This window comes from Exiguobacterium marinum DSM 16307 (genome assembly GCF_000620845.1).
Classification (GTDB): Bacteria; Bacillota; Bacilli; order Exiguobacteriales; family Exiguobacteriaceae; genus Exiguobacterium; species Exiguobacterium marinum.
The window spans coordinates 2,643,979-2,663,281 of the sequence record NZ_KK211189.1 but is presented as its reverse complement, the minus strand read 5'-3'; the positions used below and the strand labels follow the sequence as shown (position 1 = coordinate 2,663,281).

Below are 19,303 nucleotides of genomic sequence, written 5' to 3'. Positions count from 1 at the left end.
TTGATAGTGGAGGCGATACACATGACTGAGACTGCAAAACGGACGAAACGAAGACGAAATTGGAAGAAGCCTGCGAGTTTTATAGCATTTGTCGGACCCGCTTTTTTGGCTTTTGTCGCCATTGTACTGATCCCGTTCTTCAATGGAATCTACTATAGTTTCACGGATTGGAACGGTGTGACAGGCGAGTTGAATTTTATCGGATTCGATAACTATCAACGATTATTTTTGGAAGATGAGCAATTCCGAGCTTCTTTTTGGATAACAACAAAATATACGATTGTATCTGTCTTATTGACGAATATCGTCGGATTTTCTTTAGCATTATTGTTGACGATGAATATTAAAACACGAAATTTCTTACGTACAATTTTCTTCATGCCGAACTTGATTGGTGGATTGATTCTCGGATTCATTTGGCAGTTCATTTACGTGAAAGGATTTGCCTCGATTGGGGCGTTGACGGGATGGAGTCTATTTGAACTACCGTGGCTCGGAGATGCGCAAACGGCATTTTGGGGAATCGTGATCGTCGCAATCTGGCAAGGTGGCGGCTACGTCATGGTCATCTATATCGCAGCATTACAGAATGTACCGACCGATTTGATGGAGGCGGCTCGAATTGATGGAGCGAACCGTTTCAAGATGCTTCGTCACATTACCTTGCCGATGATTATGCCATCCATCACGATTTGTTTATTCTTAACGATTTCATGGTCGTTCAAAGTGTTTGATACGAACTTGTCGCTGACAAATGGAGGACCGTTCAAATCGACCGAGATGTTGGCTTTAAACATTTACACAGAATCCTTCGTCAATAACAATTATGGTCTTGGCTCAGCTAAAGCGGTCATCTTCTTCTTGGTCGTGGCTGCGATTACGGTGACGCAAGTGTACGTGACGAAAAAACGGGAGGTGGAAGCATGACGACGGAAAAATTGGAACGAATCGAGAAAAAATTGGATGAAACACCAAAGCTCGTCCCGAAGCGGCCTCTCCGCCCGGGAGCGTATTCTTGGAATCTCGGAGTCATTGAACTCGTCGCTATTCTGCTCGGACTTCTTTATTTGGTGCCATTCTATTACGTTGTCGCCAACTCGTTCAAATCGATGGCCGAAATCTTTACGAATACTTCCGCCTTACCGAACGAATGGTTGACGTCGAACTATACGGAAGCATGGGAAGCGATGAATTATGGACGCGTGTTTCTAAACTCACTTCTCATCACGTTTGGTGCAAATGCAATCATCGTTATCTTTACTTCGATGGCAGCATGGAAACTCGTTCGTACGAAACATTGGGTCTCCACGATGATTTTTTTCTTATTCGTGGCAGCTATGGTCATTCCGTTTCAATCTATCATGATTCCGCTTGTAAAGGTTTCGAGCGTCCTTGGGTTGTTGAACAGTCATTGGGGACTGATGGTCATGTATCTTGGGTTCGGTTCTGGAATCTCCGTGTTTCTCTACCATGGGTTCATGAAGTCCATTCCTGAAGAAATTGAAGAAGCGGCCATCATTGACGGATGTTCGACATGGGGTGTATTTTGGCGAATAGTTTTTCCGCTACTAAAGCCAATCACGGTGACAATCGTCATCTTGAACAGTCTCTGGATTTGGAACGACTTCCTATTGCCGTCTCTCGTTCTTCGTGATGTGGAATTACGGACCATCCCGCTCGCGACGTTCTATTTCTTTGGACAATATACAAAACAGTGGGATCTTGCGTTAGCTGGTTTAGTGTTAGGAATCGTTCCCCTTTTGGTCTTCTTCTTCGGTATGCAAAAGCATATCATCAAAGGGATCACGAGTGGTTCGATTAAATAACCCTCCTAAGGGAATCCTCCGTTCGCTACACGGAGGATTATTTTTTTTTTGAAAAACCGTTGACATTATTCAGAATATTTATAATAATGAATTCAATTCAATTGTGAACGACGTCGAAAGGACGAGTACATGAAGGTAGTGAGTCAAGCGATCCGGGGGAGGTGAGAGCCCGGTCTTAACCCTTCGTCGAAAAACTTCCTGGAGTCGCTACCCGAACGCTTTGCCAGTAGACGTAGCCGGACCGCTCCCCGTTATCGGAGCTACGAGATGTTTGTCTCGAAAAAGTGAGTAGATTCGTCTACTAATTTGGGTGGCACCGCGGAACCGAAGTCTTCCGTCCCATGTTCGATGGGATTGGAGGGCTTTTTTTCATGGCTTCACTCCCAAATATTCCACAATTGGAGGAAACGGAAAATGACAACAGCAACAAGCACGATGAAGGAAAGACAGCAGACAATCGGAGCAGTAAAGGCACTCTTCGAGGAGAAAGTCTCGCGTGAACTCGGACTCACACAAGTACAGGCGCCGTTATTCGTCGAATCAGCAAGTGGTGTCAACGATCATCTGAACGGTGTGGAGCGCATCATTCAGTTTGATACGATGTATCCAGGCCATGAACTTGAAATCGTTCAATCGCTTGCGAAATGGAAACGAGAGGCACTCGGACGTTATGGATTTGGTGTCGGAGAAGGATTGTATACTCAAATGCGAGCAATTCGTCGTGATGAAGAGCTCGATGCGACGCATTCTCTCTTTGTCGATCAGTGGGACTGGGAGCGAGTCATTGCTCGAGAAGAGCGGACGATGGAGTATTTAAAAGCAACGGTCGAGTCGATTTATGTGGCACTCCGTGAAACAGAGTCGGAAGTGGAAAGAGCGTATGGTATTGAAGCGATTCTTCCAGATGCCATTCATTTCATCACGAGCCAAGAGCTAGAGGATGCGTATCCGACGATGACTCCGAAAGAGCGTGAGAGTGCAATTTGTAAAGAGTACGGCGCGGTTTTCATCTCGCAAATTGGAGACAAACTCGCTTCAGGTATGAAACATGATGGACGTGCGGCGGACTATGATGACTGGTCGCTCAACGGTGACATTCTCGTTTGGCACCCTGAACTTGAGTCGGCATTTGAATTATCGTCGATGGGGATTCGTGTAGACGAGGTGACTCTTGAAGCACAACTTCAAAAAGCCGGGGCCGAAGAAAAACGTGCTTATCCATTCCATCAAGGTGTGCTCGAAGGAACACTTCCGCTCACGATTGGTGGAGGCATCGGTCAATCCCGTGTAGCGATGTATCTCTTACGTGCACGTCATATCGGTGAAGTCCAAACATCGGTCTGGCCAAAAGAAGTGATTCAGTCGTGCAAAGATGCTGGTATCAGCTTGTTGTAATATAAAAATAATTAGAAACAGGGAACAGGACTCGTTAAAACGGGTCTTGTTTTTCTGTGCAACATTTTCCACCCTATCCGTCAATTTTGACACCTACATATTGGAAGCGTTTTCATTTAAAGTTGGTTTTGTAAAGAATGGATGAGATTAAGGGAGGAAATGAGATGAAGCGGAAGTGGAAATTATCGACAGCGGTTATGACAGCCGGAATGGTTTTATCACTCGCGGCATGTGGTGGAGGATCACTGACGGACGAAGGGTCTTCTGAAGGAAATGCGGACAGCGGAGATAAAAAAGACGTCACGTTGAACGTCTTCCAATTCAAAGCGGAGATCGCCAAAGATCTTGAAGCGATGGCAAAAGAGTATGAAGAAGAAACGGGTGTCAAAGTGACCGTTCAAACGGTCGGTGGCGGTGCGGACTATGGTGCGGCCTTAAAATCACAATTTGCTTCAGGAAACGAACCAGACATTTTCAACAACGGTGGATTCACGGAAGCACAAACATGGAAAGACAAACTCGAGGACTTATCGAGTGAGAAATGGGTAGGAGACTTGACCGAAGTCGCCAAAGAACCGATGACGATGGACGGTAAACTGTATGGTATGCCGATGAATCTTGAAGGGTACGGTTTTATTTATAATAAAGAACTGTTTGAAAAAGCAGGCATCGATGAGTTGCCAAAAACGCTTTCTGAATTGACTACTGCAGCTGAAAAATTAGATAAGGCGGGAGTTACACCATTCTCTGTCGGTTATGCAGAGTTTTGGATTTTAGGAATTCACTTATTAAATATCCCGATGGCTCAGCAAGATGATCCAGATGCGTTTATTCAAGCGCTTAACGAAAATAAAGCGAAGTTTGAAGACAACGAACAGTTCCAGGAATTCTTGAAGCTGTTTGATTTGACGATTAAATACGGGAATAAAAATCCACTGACGACAGACTATAACACTCAAGTCACACAGTTCGCTCAAGGAGAGACAGCGATGCTCCAACAAGGAAACTGGGCACAACAGATGATCTTTGATGTCAATCCGGATATAGAGATGGGCTTCGTTCCAATCCCGATCAACGACGATGCTGAGAAGATGGACCGACTCCCGGTCGGTGTCCCGAACAACTGGGTCGTCAACAAAAACTCGAAGTATAAAGAAGAAGCAAAAGATTTCTTAGAGTGGATGGCGACGTCTGATACAGGTAAAGACTACATGGTCAACAAGTTCAAATTTATCCCGGCCTTCAAGTCGGTTGAAGCGAATGATCTTGGACCACTTGCAGATGATATCTTAGCCTATTCAAATGAAGGGAAGACAATCTCTTGGAACTGGTTCAAGTATCCGGATGGTGCCGTGAATGAATATGGTGCACTCATGCAGGCGTATGTTGGTGAACAAAAAACAGGTGAAGAAATGCTTCAAGACTTCACTAAAGTTTGGCAAGACAAAGTGAAATAAAGAATACACAGACGGTGAAACGACCCCTTCACCGTTTGTGTTTTTTTTATGAAGAAACTGTCACAGGAACCCCATACAAACCACACACATACCTATGGGGGTTTCAGTAGAATGGATGTTGTAAGCGCTTATGAGAAGGAGGGGGCATGAAACGGTTACTGATATTCATCCTATTTATGTGTTGGATGCCGCATGCGAATGCGGAAGGAGCATCGATTCCGGTGACTGAACCGATTGTTATCGAATCGAATAACAGTTTTGATGGGGCTGGAAAAACGTATACGAGTTGTGGTCATCCCGCTTTTATTATAAAAGGAACGGGTGCAGTGCTTGAACGTGTGTCGATTCAGCAGTGCGAGGGTGATGAGGCACCGGCGATTCACGTATCTGGTCTTGGACATCAGCTACTCGATGTGTCGATTGAGTCTTCAGGTACCGGTCTGTTGATTGAAGATAGTTACGGTGTTCGTGTCATACGAACTGCTGTGTATGGGAACGGCCAGGCGGATGGAGTCGCACTTCTAAATAGCGAAGCGGCAGAATTAAAAGGAGTCGTTGTCAAAGGTGTGCGAGATGGGATTTACATAGAAAACGGGTCCCAGCACACGATTGTTCGACCGGTTATTTCCTATTCTCGATATGGCATTCATTTGATGTTTCCGACCGACCTTGTGATTTCGGTACCGGAACTACATCATAACTTGACAGGTGCGATGATTATGGGAACGAATCGGGTCGTTTTCAAAAATGGGAATGTGCACGACCAATTCGGCGGAACGGCGACGGGATTGATGTTATATGAGGCCGTCGACACAACAATTGAGATGACGAATATTTACGGAAATCATATCGGTTTATATGCGGAGCAGTCAGAAGGAACGATTCTTGAACGGAATGCGATCAATGGAAACGATATTGGATTTCAATTGAAACAAGCAACAGGGATGATGATTCTTCAAAATAATCTACTAGGGAATCGTGAATCGGTGACAATGGTCGAGTCATATGAAAATATTGTGCAAGGTAATGTTTGGGATGGTACGACACTTGACCTAGACCGTGACGGTTATAGTGAGATTCCATTTCGTACCGATCCGTATTTATTTTTATTAACGGATTCATATGAGGCATTTGAATTATTGTACGGGTCACCGGGTCTTCTTCTACTAGAAAACATACTGAGAAGCCCGGAAGACTTATCTTTGACAGATATTACGCCACAAACCTATTCCGCGACGTGGCAATGGAACGGTTCGATTTGGAGCTTAGGGAGTATCATTTTATTCATCATGATTTGGATAATTGGGAGGAAAAGACATGAAATCGTATAAACAAGTAGCAGGATTATTATCAGTAGCAGGACTATCTTTAGCACTCGGTGCATGTTCAAGTGCATCGGCAGAACCGTTTGATATCAAATGGGGCGAAACCGAATGTGAAGTATGTAAAATGAAAATTATGGATGAGCAGTTTGCAGCGGAAGCGATCATGGAAAATGAAAAAGGATATGCATTTGATGACATCGGTTGTCTCATGCGAGATTGGTATCCTGAACAAAAAGAAGAAGACATCGCTGCAATGTATGTGAAGGACTTCAATACGAAAGATTGGGTCGAATTAGACGAAGCGATGTTTGTTTACGACAAAGAGTCAAAAACACCGATGGCTTATAATATTCTCTCGTTCGCAAAAGAGGCAGACGCTGAAGCCTATATGGAAGACAATGGCGGCGAAATGATGGACTTTGATCAATTAAAAGATCATACGTGGGAACGCGGCGAGATGAAGATGATGATGGACGGCGAAGGTTCGATGGACCATAATCATGATGGTGATACGGAAATGGACATGGAAATGGAAGAAGAAGGGCAGTAAACGATGTCGTTATGGAGAATGGAATGGGCACGCACCCTACGGCAACGAGAAAATTACGTTTTCTTATTCACATGGGTTCTCACGCTCGTTCTACTAGGGGGGCTTGGACAAGCATTACCGGTTGCTGCGAACTATACGAATATAAGCGCAACGCTCATCACGGTGCTCGGTTTGTTGCTCCCTCTTTTTATTTTATTGACGACGGCACTCCATTGGGGGCAAGAGCGGGAGTCGAAGCGACTGAACTTGCTGTCAACGTTCACCTATCCGAAGTGGAAGCTGATTTTCGTTCGGTTCAGCACTTTTTTGGTCACGCAAGTACTCATTCTATTATTGGCATTCCTCATTGCCTCGCTCGTGGTCGGGCAATCGATTCAGACATGGATGATTCTGCTTTCCTATGCGATTGGATTGACGATCTATGCTGCAGCGCTCGGTACGTTACTTGGGTTAGTGGGACGTACGCGGATTCGGGCGATATTGCTTGCTTTTTTAACGTGGGTCCTCCTCATATTACTTTGGCCGACAATTCTCGTGACCATCATTTCCTGGCTCCCTTACGGCATGCAAGTGAACGGGATGATCGTTATGTTGTTTATGAATGGATTTGATTTGATGCGAATTTGGGCCAGTACAGCGGCGTCATCATCAGACGTTTTTGGAGATGTCTATCTTGATCTATTGAGTTGGATGAATCGACCGATTGGGTATGCAGTGGTTTGGGCGACCTTACTTACGATGAGTGGCTTCTTACTATGGCTTGCTTCGATATTGGTTTGGAGGAAAACGTCATGATTAACTGTGTAGACGTAGGCAAAAAGTATGGTAATACATGGTCGCTCCATCCTATTCGTGAAGAAATTAATCCGGGGCGAATTGTTGCATTATGCGGGAGCAACGGAGCTGGGAAATCGACGCTTTTGAATCTAATGAACGGTACGATTGAACCGAGCACCGGGATCATTCAATTGAACGGCTATACAATCAAACAACGGACGAAATATAATCAAAACTTTGGATACATGCCGGACGATTTCTCATTTGACGGCGCATGGACAGTTGAAGAGACGTTTGCTTATTATTCTTTTTTGCAAGGGGCACGCCCGATTCCTAAAATTCTTGAGCGGGTCGGATTGTATGAACATAAGCAAAAGCGCGTCGCCGAACTCTCGAAAGGGATGCGCCAACGGCTCCTGCTGTCTCAAGCACTTGTGAGCGAACCGGATATTCTTTTACTAGATGAGCCGACGAATGGCCTAGACCCCATTTGGATGCATACACTCGGAGACATATTACGACAGGAAGCCGAGCGAGGGGCGACCATCGTGTTTTCAACGCATCAGTTGGACGTTGCTGCTATGTTGTCAGACGAAGTCTGGATGATGCGAGCAGGTTCTGTTTGTGGGAAGGTATATGTTCAAGAAGAACAGGCCGCATACGAACGACTGAGAGAATTCTTTTTCGAATCGAAAGATGACACTTGTCAAATAGACGTGGCTCGCACAAAATAATAGACAGTTGAAGTGGTGCTCGGAACCTTCCGACGCCACTATTTTTTTGGGGAGATGGAATGGATGAGAAAAAATGTGACGGTTGCTCTTTTGTTGGCAACCTTTTTAGCGGCAATTGAAGGAACGGTCGTATCAGTTGCGACACCGGTTATCGCTAGCGAATTGAACGGAGCGACGCTCGTCAGTTGGGTGTTTGCTGCCTTTTTACTATTTACAGCGGTATCGACACCGATTTATGGGAAAGTAGCAGATTTGTTCGGGCGTAAACGTGTCTTGTTGTTTGGAATCGGATTATTTACACTATCCTCATTATTGTGTGGACTGGCGACATCGATGGAACAATTGATCGTCTTTCGAGCACTGCAAGGTTTGGGGGCTGGTGCGGTACTCCCGATTTCGATGACGATTATCGGTGATTTATATAAATATGAAGAGCGTGGAAAGATTCAAGGGATTTTAAGCGCGGTTTGGGGGGTATCGGGTGTACTCGGTCCCGTTATCGGCGGATTTTTAGTTGAAACGTTATCATGGCGTTACGTATTCTTATTGAACGTGCCGTTTGCCTTACTCTCATTCATCATGATTATCATCTTTTATAAAGAGAACGTCACCGAGACGAGTGAACGAATCGATTTGAAAGGGGCCCTTTTGTTTGCTAGTGGAACTACCGCATTTTTATATGCCCTCATCACGTTCAGTGAAACGAATGAATGGACGACGACGATCGTCGGAAGTGGAATGTTAAGTATCGTTTTGTTAGGTAGTTTCTTCTTATCGGAACGAAAAGCAAAATCTCCCTTGTTGCCGCTTGACTTGTTAAAGCAGCCAACGATTGCCGCAATCAACGGTTCGGTCTTCTTTGCAGCCTGGGTACTCGTCTCCATGTCAGCCTATATTCCAATCTGGGCACAAGCTGTTTTGGGCAAGACGGCGACAGAGGCCGGATTTATGCTGATGCCATTATCTGTTGCGTGGACATTCACGTCGATTATCGGTGGACGGACACTCGGTGTGGCTTCTCCGAGACGGCGTGCCATGATTGGAATGGGGTTACTCGTCATCGGGACACTCACGTTAACGCTATTGTCACAGTCTAGTTCGGACGTGTGGGTATATAGTGCAGTGGCGTTGATTGGTGTCGGATTTGGATTGTCCCAGCCGATGTTTATCGTCGTCCTGCAAACCGTCGTCTCGTATCAACAACGCGGAACGGCGACTGCGACCAATTCATTTTTAAGTACAGTCGGTCAAACGCTCGGTGTCGCTGTGTTTGGGGCGGTTTTCAATTTTGTCGTTCTTAACGACTTTAAAGAAAGCAGCTCGTTATCCAAAGTGTCTTTGGAAGATTTCTTTAATCAACGTGTGACGGAGACGCTAAGCGCCTCTGTCCGTCTGCAAGGTGAACAAATCATCGCGACCGGATTGAACAGTATATTTATCGGGGCGATGGTCGCCGCAATCATCGCGTTTATCATTGCGTCCCGATTACCAACGCACCGACCTGAACCTTCACAACATTCTTAAAACAAGGGTATGATGAAGGAAAGGGAGGCGAACCGACATGAAACGTCAAATCGGGGTTGTGACACTATTATTTCTTATAGGATGTACGCCAGAATCGACAAATGAGGGCTCGGAACAACCGCCTACAGAAGAATCGGTAGAGACTACGGATGAATCGAGCATCGCTGAAGAGTCGGACCTTAACATTGGAGAAGTGACACCAATCGTTGAAAACTTGGACATCCCTTGGTCAATCGCTCGTACACCGGACGGATGGTTCGTATCGGAACGTGGCGGAACGATCACCGTGATCGATGATTCGGGTCGCGCGACGCAATCTGCAGTGAACTTGAAGGAAGACGTATTTGAGATTGGTGAAGGGGGACTCCTTGGCATCGCGTTAAGTGACGATTTTGAATCGAGCGGAATCCTTTACGCGTATCACACATACGGCTCGTCAGGAAGAGACGTGCAGAATCGTGTAGTGGAATTGACGTGGGACGGGGAACGTTTCGAAGAGACAGACGTCGTGCTTGACGAGATTCCAGGGGCACGCTTCCACAATGGAGGGCGTCTGCTAATCGATGGTGAGTATCTTTGGGTGACGACGGGCGATGCGCTCGTGCCAGAACTTGCTCAAGACGAGTCATCTTTGGCAGGGAAGATTTTACGAATTCCATTATCGGGTGAAGGCGAACCGACCGACTGGATCTATTCGCTTGGTCATCGGAATCCACAAGGGCTGAGTCGGATTGACGACGTTCTCTATGCGAGCGAGCATGGAGCGAGTGGACATGACGAGGTCAACGTGATTGAAGAAGGGAACAATTATGGCTGGCCCATCATTGAAGGAAACGAGCAACAAGAAGGTCTTGTCACGCCATGGTTTGAAGTCGGTGAGACGTCTTGGGCGCCGTCTGGTATTGCGACAGATGAACGATATGTATATATGGCGACACTTCGGAACGAGCGTCTCGTCGCCATCAACCGAGAGACGAAACAAGTGACGACGATTGTCGAAGGGGTAGGGCGGATTCGCGATGTATGGTTAGACGACGATACGTTGTATTTTATTTCGAATAATACGGACGGACGCGGCAATCCACAATCGCAAGACGACAAACTTTATCAAGTGACCATTCGATAGAAACTGACGAATCCGTCAGTTTCTATTTTTTCATTGTCTCTTCTGGAATGAAAGGTATAATTAAACATGTATTTTGGGAAAAGAAGGAGAAATTAGATGAAACATTCAAACTTGGTACATAAACGAGAAAACTTATACTTCTCATTATTAGTCGCAGCAAGCGTACTCGTCTTGATTTTAGGAATCGTACTGACGATTGCATCATTCGGTCTTTTCTTGTGGATCATTGGGACGATCTTAGCACTCTCGATGTTTACACACTGGATTCAGATTGGGTATATTCGGACGAACGGTGTCAAAGTGACGGCACGGCAGTTCACAGAGCTTCATGAGCTGGTTCAACGCGTCGGGGCTGAGATGGGTATTCGTTTGTTGCCAGATGTGTATATCTTACAGGCCGGTGGCGTGTTAAATGCTTTCGCCACACGATTCTTCCAAAAGAATATGGTCATTTTATATTCTGACGTCGTGGAATTGACACGTACTGGACAGACGAAAGAAGTCGAATTCGTCATCGCGCACGAGTTGGCACACATTCGCCGAAACCATGTCCAAAAACAATGGGTGGTCTTACTCGGTAGTATCATTCCGTTCTTAGGTTCGGCATACTCACGCGCATGTGAATACACGTGTGACCGGATGGCAGCTCATTATCTTCAAGATTTTGGAGCGGCGAAACGAGCGTTGACAGTACTCGCAATCGGGGGACCGCTCGCTAAAGAAGTGAATGAGTTTGACTATCTATACGAAGCAAGCCGAGAAAATGGGTTCATTGCGAAGTATAGTGAATTGTTGTCGACACATCCGACGTTACCGAAACGCATCGCAGCGATTGCGACACATGCCGGTGAAGAAAACGTACCGATGTTCAAGACGGCGGGATATGTGAAGGCGTCTATCATTACAGCGATTCTCTTAACTGTCATCGGAAATGGGGCAATCATTGCGTTCCTCGTCATGAATGATGATTTATCTGACATTGTCGCATCGGCTATGAGTGAGGATATTGAAAATGACTGGGCGACGGAACAGGAAGAACCAATTCAAGAATTGACGTATGCCAATGCCAGTTATGAGGATATTGAAGCTGAACTCGCGAACGGGGCTGACGTGAACATCCAAGACGAGTATGGAGACACGCCGCTCCATAACCTGTTCTACAACGATGACGTTGATCCAGAAACGGTCCGACTTTTGCTTGAAAATGGTGCAGATGTCACGATTGAAAACGAAGACGGCATGAAACCGATTGACGTGGCAAGAGACTGGGGACATGGTCCTCGAATCATTGAATTGATGGAATCGCATCAATAAAGAATTGATCCTTGTTTCGAAAGAGACAAGGGTCTTTTTTTATGATTATTGCAAACGTTTGCATAGCGCGTGATATACTGATGAGGTAGGAGGGATATCGGTGAGTAGTATTCGTACAAAGTTAACGGGAATGATTGCGTTGACCATCATCGTACCGGTCATCGTGGCGACCATCATTTCATTTTGGTATGTAGAGGACCGAGAGCGTGAACGTGGTCTCGAGATGACCGAATGGTCGCTTGAGCGGGGGACGCGTCAGATGGAACGATACATCTCTGACTTGAGTAGGCTGCCGACAAGTTTATATGCAGATCGTGATGTATTAGACATATTGGAATATGGACCAGGTCTATCACTCAGGCAAACAGAGATTGAAGTGAGGCGGGCACTTCTTGCGATGTATCTTTCGCGGGAAGATGTGGCCCAAATTCAGTTGTTAATGCTTGAAGACATGGACTCATTTGCAGCCTATAAAATGAAGGTATCGCCACGTTCGAAAAAAGAACCGAGCGCTGTCCAACAACAGCTATTGGACAATTCGAAAAGTCGTGTATTGCTGGAAGCTTCACATCCGCTGATTCCCTATCATGACTTTGGACCAATCATGACACAAGAAGACGTCGTCACCCTCCATTTCAGACTCGATAAAATTGAAACGGATGAGCCACTTGCCATTCTGTCGCTTGATATCCCAGAAGACTCGTTTATCGGACAGTTGGCTTCTCTTCAAAACAGTCCGGACGAAAGTTTATGGTTCGTCGGTGAGGACAGTCGCGTGTTTGCCCATCTTGGAGATGGAGAGATTCCATCTTCGTTTCAACCGACATCGGTGTCGAACGATGGGAAACATCACCAAATCACAAAAACGTTTGAGTTCGACCATCAGCAATTCTACGTAGGCAAATCGATTCCGGATCAGCTATTGACTGAGCCGGCTTCACGAACGTCATTCATTATCTTACTTGTCGGAATCATCTCGCTCATCTTGGCTTTGATTGGAGCGACATATGCCTCGATGAAACTGACGACTCCAATCAAGACGTTGACCTCGAACATTTGGCGAATCGAGCAGGGGGATATGACCGTATCGTTCGATTCCCTCGGAAATGATGAATTCGGTGTCCTCGGTAGACAGTTCAAACGGATGATTGAACGAATCGATGATTTGATTCAACGGGAGTATAAGCTTGCCCTAGAGAATCGAACGAATGAACTACGTGCCTTACAGGCGCAAACCAATCCGCATTTCTTATTCAATGCGTTACAGTCCATCGGAACGTTAGCTTTAAAAGGGGATGGCAAGACCGTCTATCGATTGATCACACAACTCTCTTCGATGATGCGATATACGATGCATCCAGAGGAATCGATGGTTTCTCTAAAGAGAGAAATCGAGCATTTGAACTCATACATTCGACTGCAAGACGTACGCTTTCCGAATCAGTTTCAAGTGACAGTCGACGTCTCAGAAGAACTACATGAACTCATTGTCCCCAAAATGATTTTACAGCCATTGGCGGAGAACTTTTTCAAACATGGGTTCGAGCGGGACGGGTCTGCTTTAGCGAATCGATTTGACGTGATGATTTGGATGGAAGGCGCGACACTCGTGATTCGCTGTGAGAACAGCGGACGTTCGTTGACGACCGAGGAATGGGAACGGGTCATGTCACGAATCGAACAAGACGATTCGACATTTTATGACACAGAAGGAACAGGATTACGAAACATTCGCGATCGACTCATGTTAAACTATAATCGGGAGGCAGAATTTATGTTGGCTACACCTGAAACAGGCGGTTTTCGAATTATGATGCGTTTCCCCGCTTCTTCTGAGGGGGTGGCGTTATGACGAAAGTGTTGATTGTAGATGATGAATCTCCGGTAAGGGAAGCGGTGAAATTACTCGGTGAATGGGAACGATTCGGTGTGACGAAAGTACTCGAGGCAACGGACGGGCGTGAAGCACAGACGCTCATCGAGCAAGAGCGTCCTGCCCTTATTTTATCGGATATTCAAATGCCTCATTGTGACGGCATCGAGCTGATGGAGTGGGTACACGACCACGCTTCATTTTCTAAGCTTGTCGTGTTGACAGGATACGATGAATATTCATACATGCGACGGGCCATCCAATATGGTAGCTTTGACTATTTGTTGAAACCGATTGATCCTGACGTATTGAATGATACGTTGGCACGCGCGTTAGCGGACGTGGTGACTGAATCGAGTGAAGACCCGATTGCCCAAATCGGAACGTTCATTGAACAGCATTTTTCGGAAGAACTGAGTTTACAAGGTATGAGTGAACGATTTTACTTAAGTCGAGAGTATATCTCGAGACGTTTTAAACAGCAATATGGCGTGAACTTGTCTGAATATGTGTTGACGATTCGGATGAACGAAGCGAAGCTCCTGTTAGAATCGAGTAGACAACGTATTTATGAAGTCGCCCAAGCAGTCGGTTTTTCGGATGATAAGTATTTCCGGAAGGTCTTTAAAAAACAAGTCGGTGTTACTCCGAACGAATTTCGGGAACAGGTTCAACGACAAGCTTAAAGGAGGAATTCAAACATGAGTGTACACATTGGAGCTCAAGAAGGACAAATTGCAGAAACGGTACTACTTCCAGGGGATCCGCTTCGCGCCAAGTATATCGCGGAAACGTTTTTAGAAGACGTCGAATTATATAATGAAGTTCGTGGCATGTACGGTTTTACGGGAACATACAAAGGGAAGCGTATCTCGGTTCAAGGTACAGGGATGGGTGTGCCTTCGATGTCGATTTACGTGAACGAACTCATCATGTCGTACGGTGCTAAAAACTTGATCCGTGTCGGAACAGCGGGCGGAATTCAAGAAGACGTTAAAGTGCGTGATGTTGTCATTGCGATGAGCGCATCAAGTGAGATGGGTCAAAACCGTGTCCGCTTCAACGGAATGGACTATGCGCCAACAGCGACGTTCGACCTCCTACATCGCGCATATATGAATGCAGAGAAGGCGGGCATCCCGGTCAAAGTCGGACAAATCTTCACAGCTGACCAATTCTACCAAGACGATTTCCATCACTTCAAGAAATGGGCAGACTTCGGGTGCCTCGCCATCGAAATGGAGGCAGCAGGTCTTTACACACTTGCAGCGAAACACAAAGTGAACGCGTTGACGATCCTCACGATCTCTGACCACTTGTTGACGGGTGAAGAGACGACATCAGAAGAGCGTCAGTCGACGTTCGATGAAATGATTCGTGTCGCTCTCGACACAGCCGTCGAAGTGACAAACTAAGCGATTTTCCCTATAGCCAATGGCTGTAGGGATTTTTTGTGTCCAAACCCACTCATCCCTATGAAACGTACGGAGCTCCAGCTAGACTAAGGGTAAGATCACGAGAAAGAGGAATTGTCTGATGAAAACTCCATCGCGTTTTATATTATATGCAATTGTATTTTTTGCTTTTTTTGATTTGTTCGCCCAACTTCCGATTATGAGTACATTTGCGGTATCCGTTGGGGCATCTTCGTTTATCGCTGGTTTTTCTATTGCTATTTATTCGTTGACGAACACGTTTGGAAATATATTATCTGGTATATGGACTGACAGGAATGGTCCATATCGCGTTTTAGTTCTCGGTTTATTTTTGACGAGCTTCAGTTTATTGACTTATCAGTTCGTCGACTCAGCATCTATGTTGCTGTTTGTAAGGTTTGTTCACGGCTTTATGGCCGGGCTCATCGTCCCGGCAGCGTTTACGCTGTCTGCGAACGTCACCGCGACGAATCGTCAAGGGAAGAAAGTTGCAATCACCGGTAGTTTTGTTGGTCTAGCGGCCATCGTCGGTCCAGCCTTTAGTGGGATTGTTGCAAGTATGACGTCACCCCCGACCGTTTTTCTATTCGTCTCTTTATTCGGTTGGATAATTCTGTTCTTGACGGTCATCACGATGCGTCGCGGTCAAATGATAGATGTGAAGACAAAAACAGATGACGAACCGGTGAAAGCTGATTCTAGAGTGATTCGGGCCTATTGGGGGGCTTTCTTCCTCATGTTTTCACAAGGGGCGCTCGCTTTTTTATTGCCGCTCCATGTGCAAGCGCTCGGATACGATTCGCGATTGAGTGGGACGTTACTCAGTATGTTCGGTGTGGTCGCCGTCCTATTCTTTTTATTACCAACGAACCGACTGTTCGATCGCTTTTCCCCGACTAAATTGAGCGCACTCGGGGTGGCCATCATCGGGACGAGTCAGCTGCTCATTGGACAAGCAAGTGTACAATCTGGCCTTTACGGGGTACTTGCCTTATATGGAGTCGGATTTGCAATCTTATTTCCGGCAATCAACACATTGTTGATTCAATCAACATCCCCACAAAATCGGGGAAAAGCGTACGGGGCATTTTATGCATTTTTCTCTCTCGGAACGGTGGCGGGATCGTCGTTTTTAAGTGCGCTTTCTCTTTCGGTCATCCAGCAGTTTACGCTGACCGGAGTAATTTTATGGGGAGCGAGTCTTCTCTTTATGATGAGTTCTCTAAAAAGAGGGCGAATGTTTTGACACGATGACTTTAATTCATTAATCTATACATATGATTAAATGTTTAAACCTTTAAACGTTTATAGGGGATTGAAAGATGTTCGATGGATGAAAGCGATTTCTTAGATTCACTCTTCATTGGATGATAAGATGAAATAAATGTGATAAATCATAAGGAGGAAAGTTTATGCTGGCACCGATTGAACAGTTGACGATTGATGAGCTTGTCCAGAAACAACGCCGCTTCTTTAAAACTCAGGCGACGAAATCAATGGCATTCCGTTTGAGCATGCTGACGTTTTTAAAGGAATCGATCAAGCACTATGAACCGGACTTGTTAGAAGCTCTGCGCGAAGACTTGAACAAATCAGAGATGGATGCGTATACGACAGAAATCGGATTTATTTACGATGAGATTTCACGAACGAAACGAGAATTAAAACGGTGGATGCGTCCGAAACGTGTCCGTGGAACAGCCATCCATCTTGGGATGAAGAGCGAGATACGTTATGAGCCGTACGGTACGGTATTAATTATCGCTCCTTGGAATTATCCCTTCCAATTGGCTGTTGCTCCACTCATCGGCGCAATCGCCGCAGGGAACACCGCCGTTGTCAAACCTTCAGAGTTGACGCCTAACGTCGCTCGTATCTTGACACAGGTGTTAGAGCGCGCCTTTACCGATCGCTATGTAGCAAGTGTCGAAGGTGATAAGGACACGGCTCAAGAATTATTGGATCAAAAATGGGATTACATTTTCTTCACAGGTTCTACGCAAGTTGGTCGGATCGTCAATAAATCAGCAGCGGAACATCTGACACCGGTCACACTAGAACTCGGTGGGAAATCACCTGTTATCGTTCATGGAGATGCGAACGTCTCGATTGCAGCGAAACGTGTCGCATGGGGGAAATGGATGAATGCCGGTCAAACATGTGTCGCACCAGACTATGTGCTCGTGCATGAATCACAACAGGAAGCTTTCTTAGAAGCCGTTAAACAAGAAGCGTTTGCGATGTTCGGGAATGGTGTCGGGACAAAACGATACACGCGCATCGTCAATGAAGCACACTTCGACCGTCTGTCCCACTACTTGACGGAGGGTGACCTTATTTTCGGTGGTGAAACGAGTCAAGATGAACTAAAAATTGCGCCTACTGTCATGACGAATCTTCATGAAGATGCTGATGTGATGAAAGACGAGATCTTTGGTCCAATCTTACCGGTCATTCCGTACCGTCAACTTGATGAAGTAATCGAGTTCATTTCTGACCGACCGCATCCTCTTGCTCTCTATCTCTTTACGGAATCGAAAGACGTGGAAAAAACAGTTATGAAACATCTTTCCTTTGGCGGAGGGTGCGTGAACGATGTCATCATGCACTTGACGAATCCGAACCTTCCGTTTGGCGGAGTCGGCGAGAGCGGGATGGGGGCTTATCACGGTCGAACGAGTTTTGAAACGTTCAGTCACGCCAAATCGATTTTAAAGAATACGACAAAATTCGATTTACCGGTCCGGTATCCGAACTTCAAACCGGCAGAAAAATTGATTCGGTTGATTCAGCGTTAAACAAGCAGAGAGATTCGGGAGAATAGCCGAATCTCTTTTTTAAAGATTGTTTGAAATGTCACATACTTTTACGATTCTTCCTGTCACACTCTTGTATAATAAAGTCATAAATGGAACGGACGAATGAAATGTGGAGGGAGCAACGACTTATGTCAATGCAATGTGGAACGACTCAGCCGAACAGTTTTGTATTTTCAGATGAAACGAAACAACTGTTACTTGAAATGATGACGATTCAGCATCATCCAAAAGCAAGTATCGTGTGTTGGGAAGGCGAGAAGTGTGATAAGTTCTTTTACTTAAAGAGTGGTTCTGTTAAATTTACGAAAATCACAAAAAAAGGAAATCCACTCGTCATGTTCATGTATGGACCAGATGATTTCTTCGGTGAGTTCGATATCGTGGAAACTTTCCCGAGTTCATACAGTATCGAGACGACAGAAGAAAGTACAATTGGAACGATTTCGAAACGTGAGCTAGAATCACTGATGCAACGCGATATTCGGTTTGCTGGAGAAATTTTACGCTGGACATCGATGATGCGGAAGCACTCGGAAATGAAAGTCCGCGACTTATTATTGTACGGAAAGCCAGGGGCGCTGGGCTCGACATTACTGCGGATGGCGGCCATGCATGGTGTAGAGGAAGAAGATACCATTGTGATTCCTCGTCATCCGTCCGATGGAGAACTGGGGCAATTGATTGGAGCTCCGCGCGAGACGGTGAACCGTTTGATCAGCCAGTGGCGAAAAGACGGAGTTATCAGTACAACAGCAAAATCGATCGTTATTCACGATGTTGATTTTTTGAAAGAGCTTTGTCACTGCGAGGGTTGTCCTGCTGGAATATGTCGTTTGTAAACCACCTCATGTGTAGGTGGTTTTTTTGTGGACTCCTTTTTAAAAATGTGAATTTTGTGTGTTGAAACTACGCAAAATTGATGTGATTGTCACTTTTGAAGTGATAAATGTCACATATTATCACCTGAGCGATTGCGTACAATAAAGGTGGAAAAACAAGCGAAAGGGGTTTTACACGTGGAACATAAAGATGGGCAAGAACCAAATCTTAAAGGAACGTTTACATCGGTCATGATTGTCGCAGGTGTCATCATCGCCATGTGGTCTTCGGTCTTTTACTTATTTGTTACTCGATAAACATACAGGGA

General features: G+C 45.6%; 18 protein-coding genes and 1 other annotated feature. All 18 genes read left to right on the top strand.

Annotation, left to right across the window (positions count from 1 at the left end):
* The first annotated feature begins 21 nt into the window (after positions 1–21).
* The 18 genes from P400_RS0114050 (at position 22) to P400_RS15635 (ending at position 19,292) form a co-directional block, all read left to right on the top strand.
* Positions 22–927, top strand: a complete 906-nt coding sequence (locus P400_RS0114050) for a carbohydrate ABC transporter permease (RefSeq protein ID WP_026826795.1) — start codon at positions 22–24, stop codon at positions 925–927.
* Complete coding sequence (locus P400_RS0114045; protein ID WP_084483616.1) at positions 924–1,826, top strand: carbohydrate ABC transporter permease; 903 nt, start codon at positions 924–926, stop codon at positions 1,824–1,826. The genes P400_RS0114050 and P400_RS0114045 overlap by 4 nt, the downstream gene beginning before the upstream one ends.
* A 104-nt stretch (positions 1,827–1,930) precedes the next feature.
* Positions 1,931–2,171: a binding site (T-box leader), on the top strand.
* A 69-nt stretch (positions 2,172–2,240) separates the two neighbouring features.
* Positions 2,241–3,221, top strand: a complete 981-nt coding sequence (asnA, locus tag P400_RS0114040) for an aspartate--ammonia ligase (protein ID WP_026826793.1) — start codon at positions 2,241–2,243, stop codon at positions 3,219–3,221.
* A gap of 164 nt (positions 3,222–3,385) precedes the next feature.
* Complete coding sequence (locus P400_RS0114035) at positions 3,386–4,678, top strand: ABC transporter substrate-binding protein (protein WP_026826792.1); 1,293 nt, start codon at positions 3,386–3,388, stop codon at positions 4,676–4,678.
* 146 nt (positions 4,679–4,824) lie between these two features.
* Positions 4,825–6,009, top strand: coding sequence for a NosD domain-containing protein (locus P400_RS0114030; protein ID WP_026826791.1), 1,185 nt, complete (start codon positions 4,825–4,827; stop codon positions 6,007–6,009).
* Positions 5,996–6,553, top strand: coding sequence for a nitrous oxide reductase accessory protein NosL (locus tag P400_RS0114025; protein WP_026826790.1), 558 nt, complete (start codon positions 5,996–5,998; stop codon positions 6,551–6,553). The genes P400_RS0114030 and P400_RS0114025 overlap by 14 nt, the downstream gene beginning before the upstream one ends.
* Positions 6,554–6,556: 3 nt before the next feature.
* Positions 6,557–7,348 carry a membrane protein gene (locus P400_RS0114020; protein WP_026826789.1) on the top strand — a complete coding sequence of 264 codons (792 nt, stop codon included), beginning with the start codon at positions 6,557–6,559 and terminating at the stop codon, positions 7,346–7,348.
* Positions 7,345–8,064, top strand: a complete 720-nt coding sequence (locus P400_RS0114015; protein ID WP_026826788.1) for an ABC transporter ATP-binding protein — start codon at positions 7,345–7,347, stop codon at positions 8,062–8,064. The genes P400_RS0114020 and P400_RS0114015 overlap by 4 nt, the downstream gene beginning before the upstream one ends.
* A gap of 63 nt (positions 8,065–8,127) precedes the next feature.
* Complete coding sequence (locus P400_RS0114010) at positions 8,128–9,588, top strand: MDR family MFS transporter (protein ID WP_026826787.1); 1,461 nt, start codon at positions 8,128–8,130, stop codon at positions 9,586–9,588.
* 37 nt (positions 9,589–9,625) lie between these two features.
* Positions 9,626–10,714, top strand: coding sequence for a PQQ-dependent sugar dehydrogenase (locus P400_RS0114005; protein ID WP_026826786.1), 1,089 nt, complete (start codon positions 9,626–9,628; stop codon positions 10,712–10,714).
* 96 nt (positions 10,715–10,810) lie between these two features.
* Complete coding sequence (locus P400_RS15420; protein WP_051545999.1) at positions 10,811–12,028, top strand: M48 family metallopeptidase; 1,218 nt, start codon at positions 10,811–10,813, stop codon at positions 12,026–12,028.
* A 100-nt stretch (positions 12,029–12,128) separates the two neighbouring features.
* On the top strand, positions 12,129–13,880 hold the full coding sequence (locus P400_RS0113995) for a sensor histidine kinase (protein WP_026826785.1): 1,752 nt from the start codon (positions 12,129–12,131) through the stop codon (positions 13,878–13,880).
* On the top strand, positions 13,877–14,587 hold the full coding sequence (locus P400_RS0113990; RefSeq protein ID WP_026826784.1) for a response regulator transcription factor: 711 nt from the start codon (positions 13,877–13,879) through the stop codon (positions 14,585–14,587). The genes P400_RS0113995 and P400_RS0113990 overlap by 4 nt, the downstream gene beginning before the upstream one ends.
* Before the next feature lie 15 nt (positions 14,588–14,602).
* Positions 14,603–15,316 carry a purine-nucleoside phosphorylase gene (gene deoD, locus P400_RS0113985; RefSeq protein ID WP_015880817.1) on the top strand — a complete coding sequence of 238 codons (714 nt, stop codon included), beginning with the start codon at positions 14,603–14,605 and terminating at the stop codon, positions 15,314–15,316.
* Between the two features lie 121 nt (positions 15,317–15,437).
* Entirely contained in the window at positions 15,438–16,583 is a 1,146-nt protein-coding gene (locus P400_RS0113980) for an MFS transporter (protein ID WP_026826783.1), read from the top strand.
* 166 nt (positions 16,584–16,749) lie between these two features.
* Positions 16,750–18,135 (top strand): aldehyde dehydrogenase, encoded by a 1,386-nt coding sequence (locus tag P400_RS0113975; protein ID WP_051545998.1) that lies wholly within the window; start codon positions 16,750–16,752, stop codon positions 18,133–18,135.
* A 149-nt stretch (positions 18,136–18,284) separates the two neighbouring features.
* Positions 18,285–18,995: a Crp/Fnr family transcriptional regulator gene (locus P400_RS0113970; protein WP_026826781.1), complete on the top strand. Its 711-nt coding sequence runs from the start codon at positions 18,285–18,287 to the stop codon at positions 18,993–18,995.
* Positions 18,996–19,172: 177 nt separating this feature from the next.
* Positions 19,173–19,292 carry a cytochrome c oxidase subunit 2A gene (locus P400_RS15635; RefSeq protein WP_224863290.1) on the top strand — a complete coding sequence of 40 codons (120 nt, stop codon included), beginning with the start codon at positions 19,173–19,175 and terminating at the stop codon, positions 19,290–19,292.
* The last annotated feature ends 11 nt before the right edge of the window (positions 19,293–19,303 follow it).

Excerpts from the sequence above, each read along its gene's own strand:
- P400_RS0114010 (WP_026826787.1), top strand. The coding sequence starts at position 8,128 with ATGAGAAAAAATGTGACGGTTGCTCTTTTGTTGGCAACCTTTTTAGCG.
- P400_RS0114005 (WP_026826786.1), top strand. The coding sequence starts at position 9,626 with ATGAAACGTCAAATCGGGGTTGTGACACTATTATTTCTTATAGGATGT.
- P400_RS0114050 (WP_026826795.1), top strand. The coding sequence starts at position 22 with ATGACTGAGACTGCAAAACGGACGAAACGAAGACGAAATTGGAAGAAG.
- deoD (WP_015880817.1), top strand. The coding sequence starts at position 14,603 with ATGAGTGTACACATTGGAGCTCAAGAAGGACAAATTGCAGAAACGGTA.
- asnA (WP_026826793.1), top strand. The coding sequence starts at position 2,241 with ATGACAACAGCAACAAGCACGATGAAGGAAAGACAGCAGACAATCGGA.
- P400_RS0113970 (WP_026826781.1), top strand. The coding sequence starts at position 18,285 with ATGTCAATGCAATGTGGAACGACTCAGCCGAACAGTTTTGTATTTTCA.
- P400_RS0113980 (WP_026826783.1), top strand. The coding sequence starts at position 15,438 with ATGAAAACTCCATCGCGTTTTATATTATATGCAATTGTATTTTTTGCT.
- P400_RS0114030 (WP_026826791.1), top strand. The coding sequence starts at position 4,825 with ATGAAACGGTTACTGATATTCATCCTATTTATGTGTTGGATGCCGCAT.
- P400_RS0114035 (WP_026826792.1), top strand. The coding sequence starts at position 3,386 with ATGAAGCGGAAGTGGAAATTATCGACAGCGGTTATGACAGCCGGAATG.
- P400_RS15420 (WP_051545999.1), top strand. The coding sequence starts at position 10,811 with ATGAAACATTCAAACTTGGTACATAAACGAGAAAACTTATACTTCTCA.
- P400_RS0114015 (WP_026826788.1), top strand. The coding sequence starts at position 7,345 with ATGATTAACTGTGTAGACGTAGGCAAAAAGTATGGTAATACATGGTCG.
- P400_RS0114045 (WP_084483616.1), top strand. The coding sequence starts at position 924 with ATGACGACGGAAAAATTGGAACGAATCGAGAAAAAATTGGATGAAACA.
- P400_RS0114025 (WP_026826790.1), top strand. The coding sequence starts at position 5,996 with ATGAAATCGTATAAACAAGTAGCAGGATTATTATCAGTAGCAGGACTA.
- P400_RS0114020 (WP_026826789.1), top strand. The coding sequence starts at position 6,557 with ATGTCGTTATGGAGAATGGAATGGGCACGCACCCTACGGCAACGAGAA.
- P400_RS0113990 (WP_026826784.1), top strand. The coding sequence starts at position 13,877 with ATGACGAAAGTGTTGATTGTAGATGATGAATCTCCGGTAAGGGAAGCG.
- P400_RS0113975 (WP_051545998.1), top strand. The coding sequence starts at position 16,750 with ATGCTGGCACCGATTGAACAGTTGACGATTGATGAGCTTGTCCAGAAA.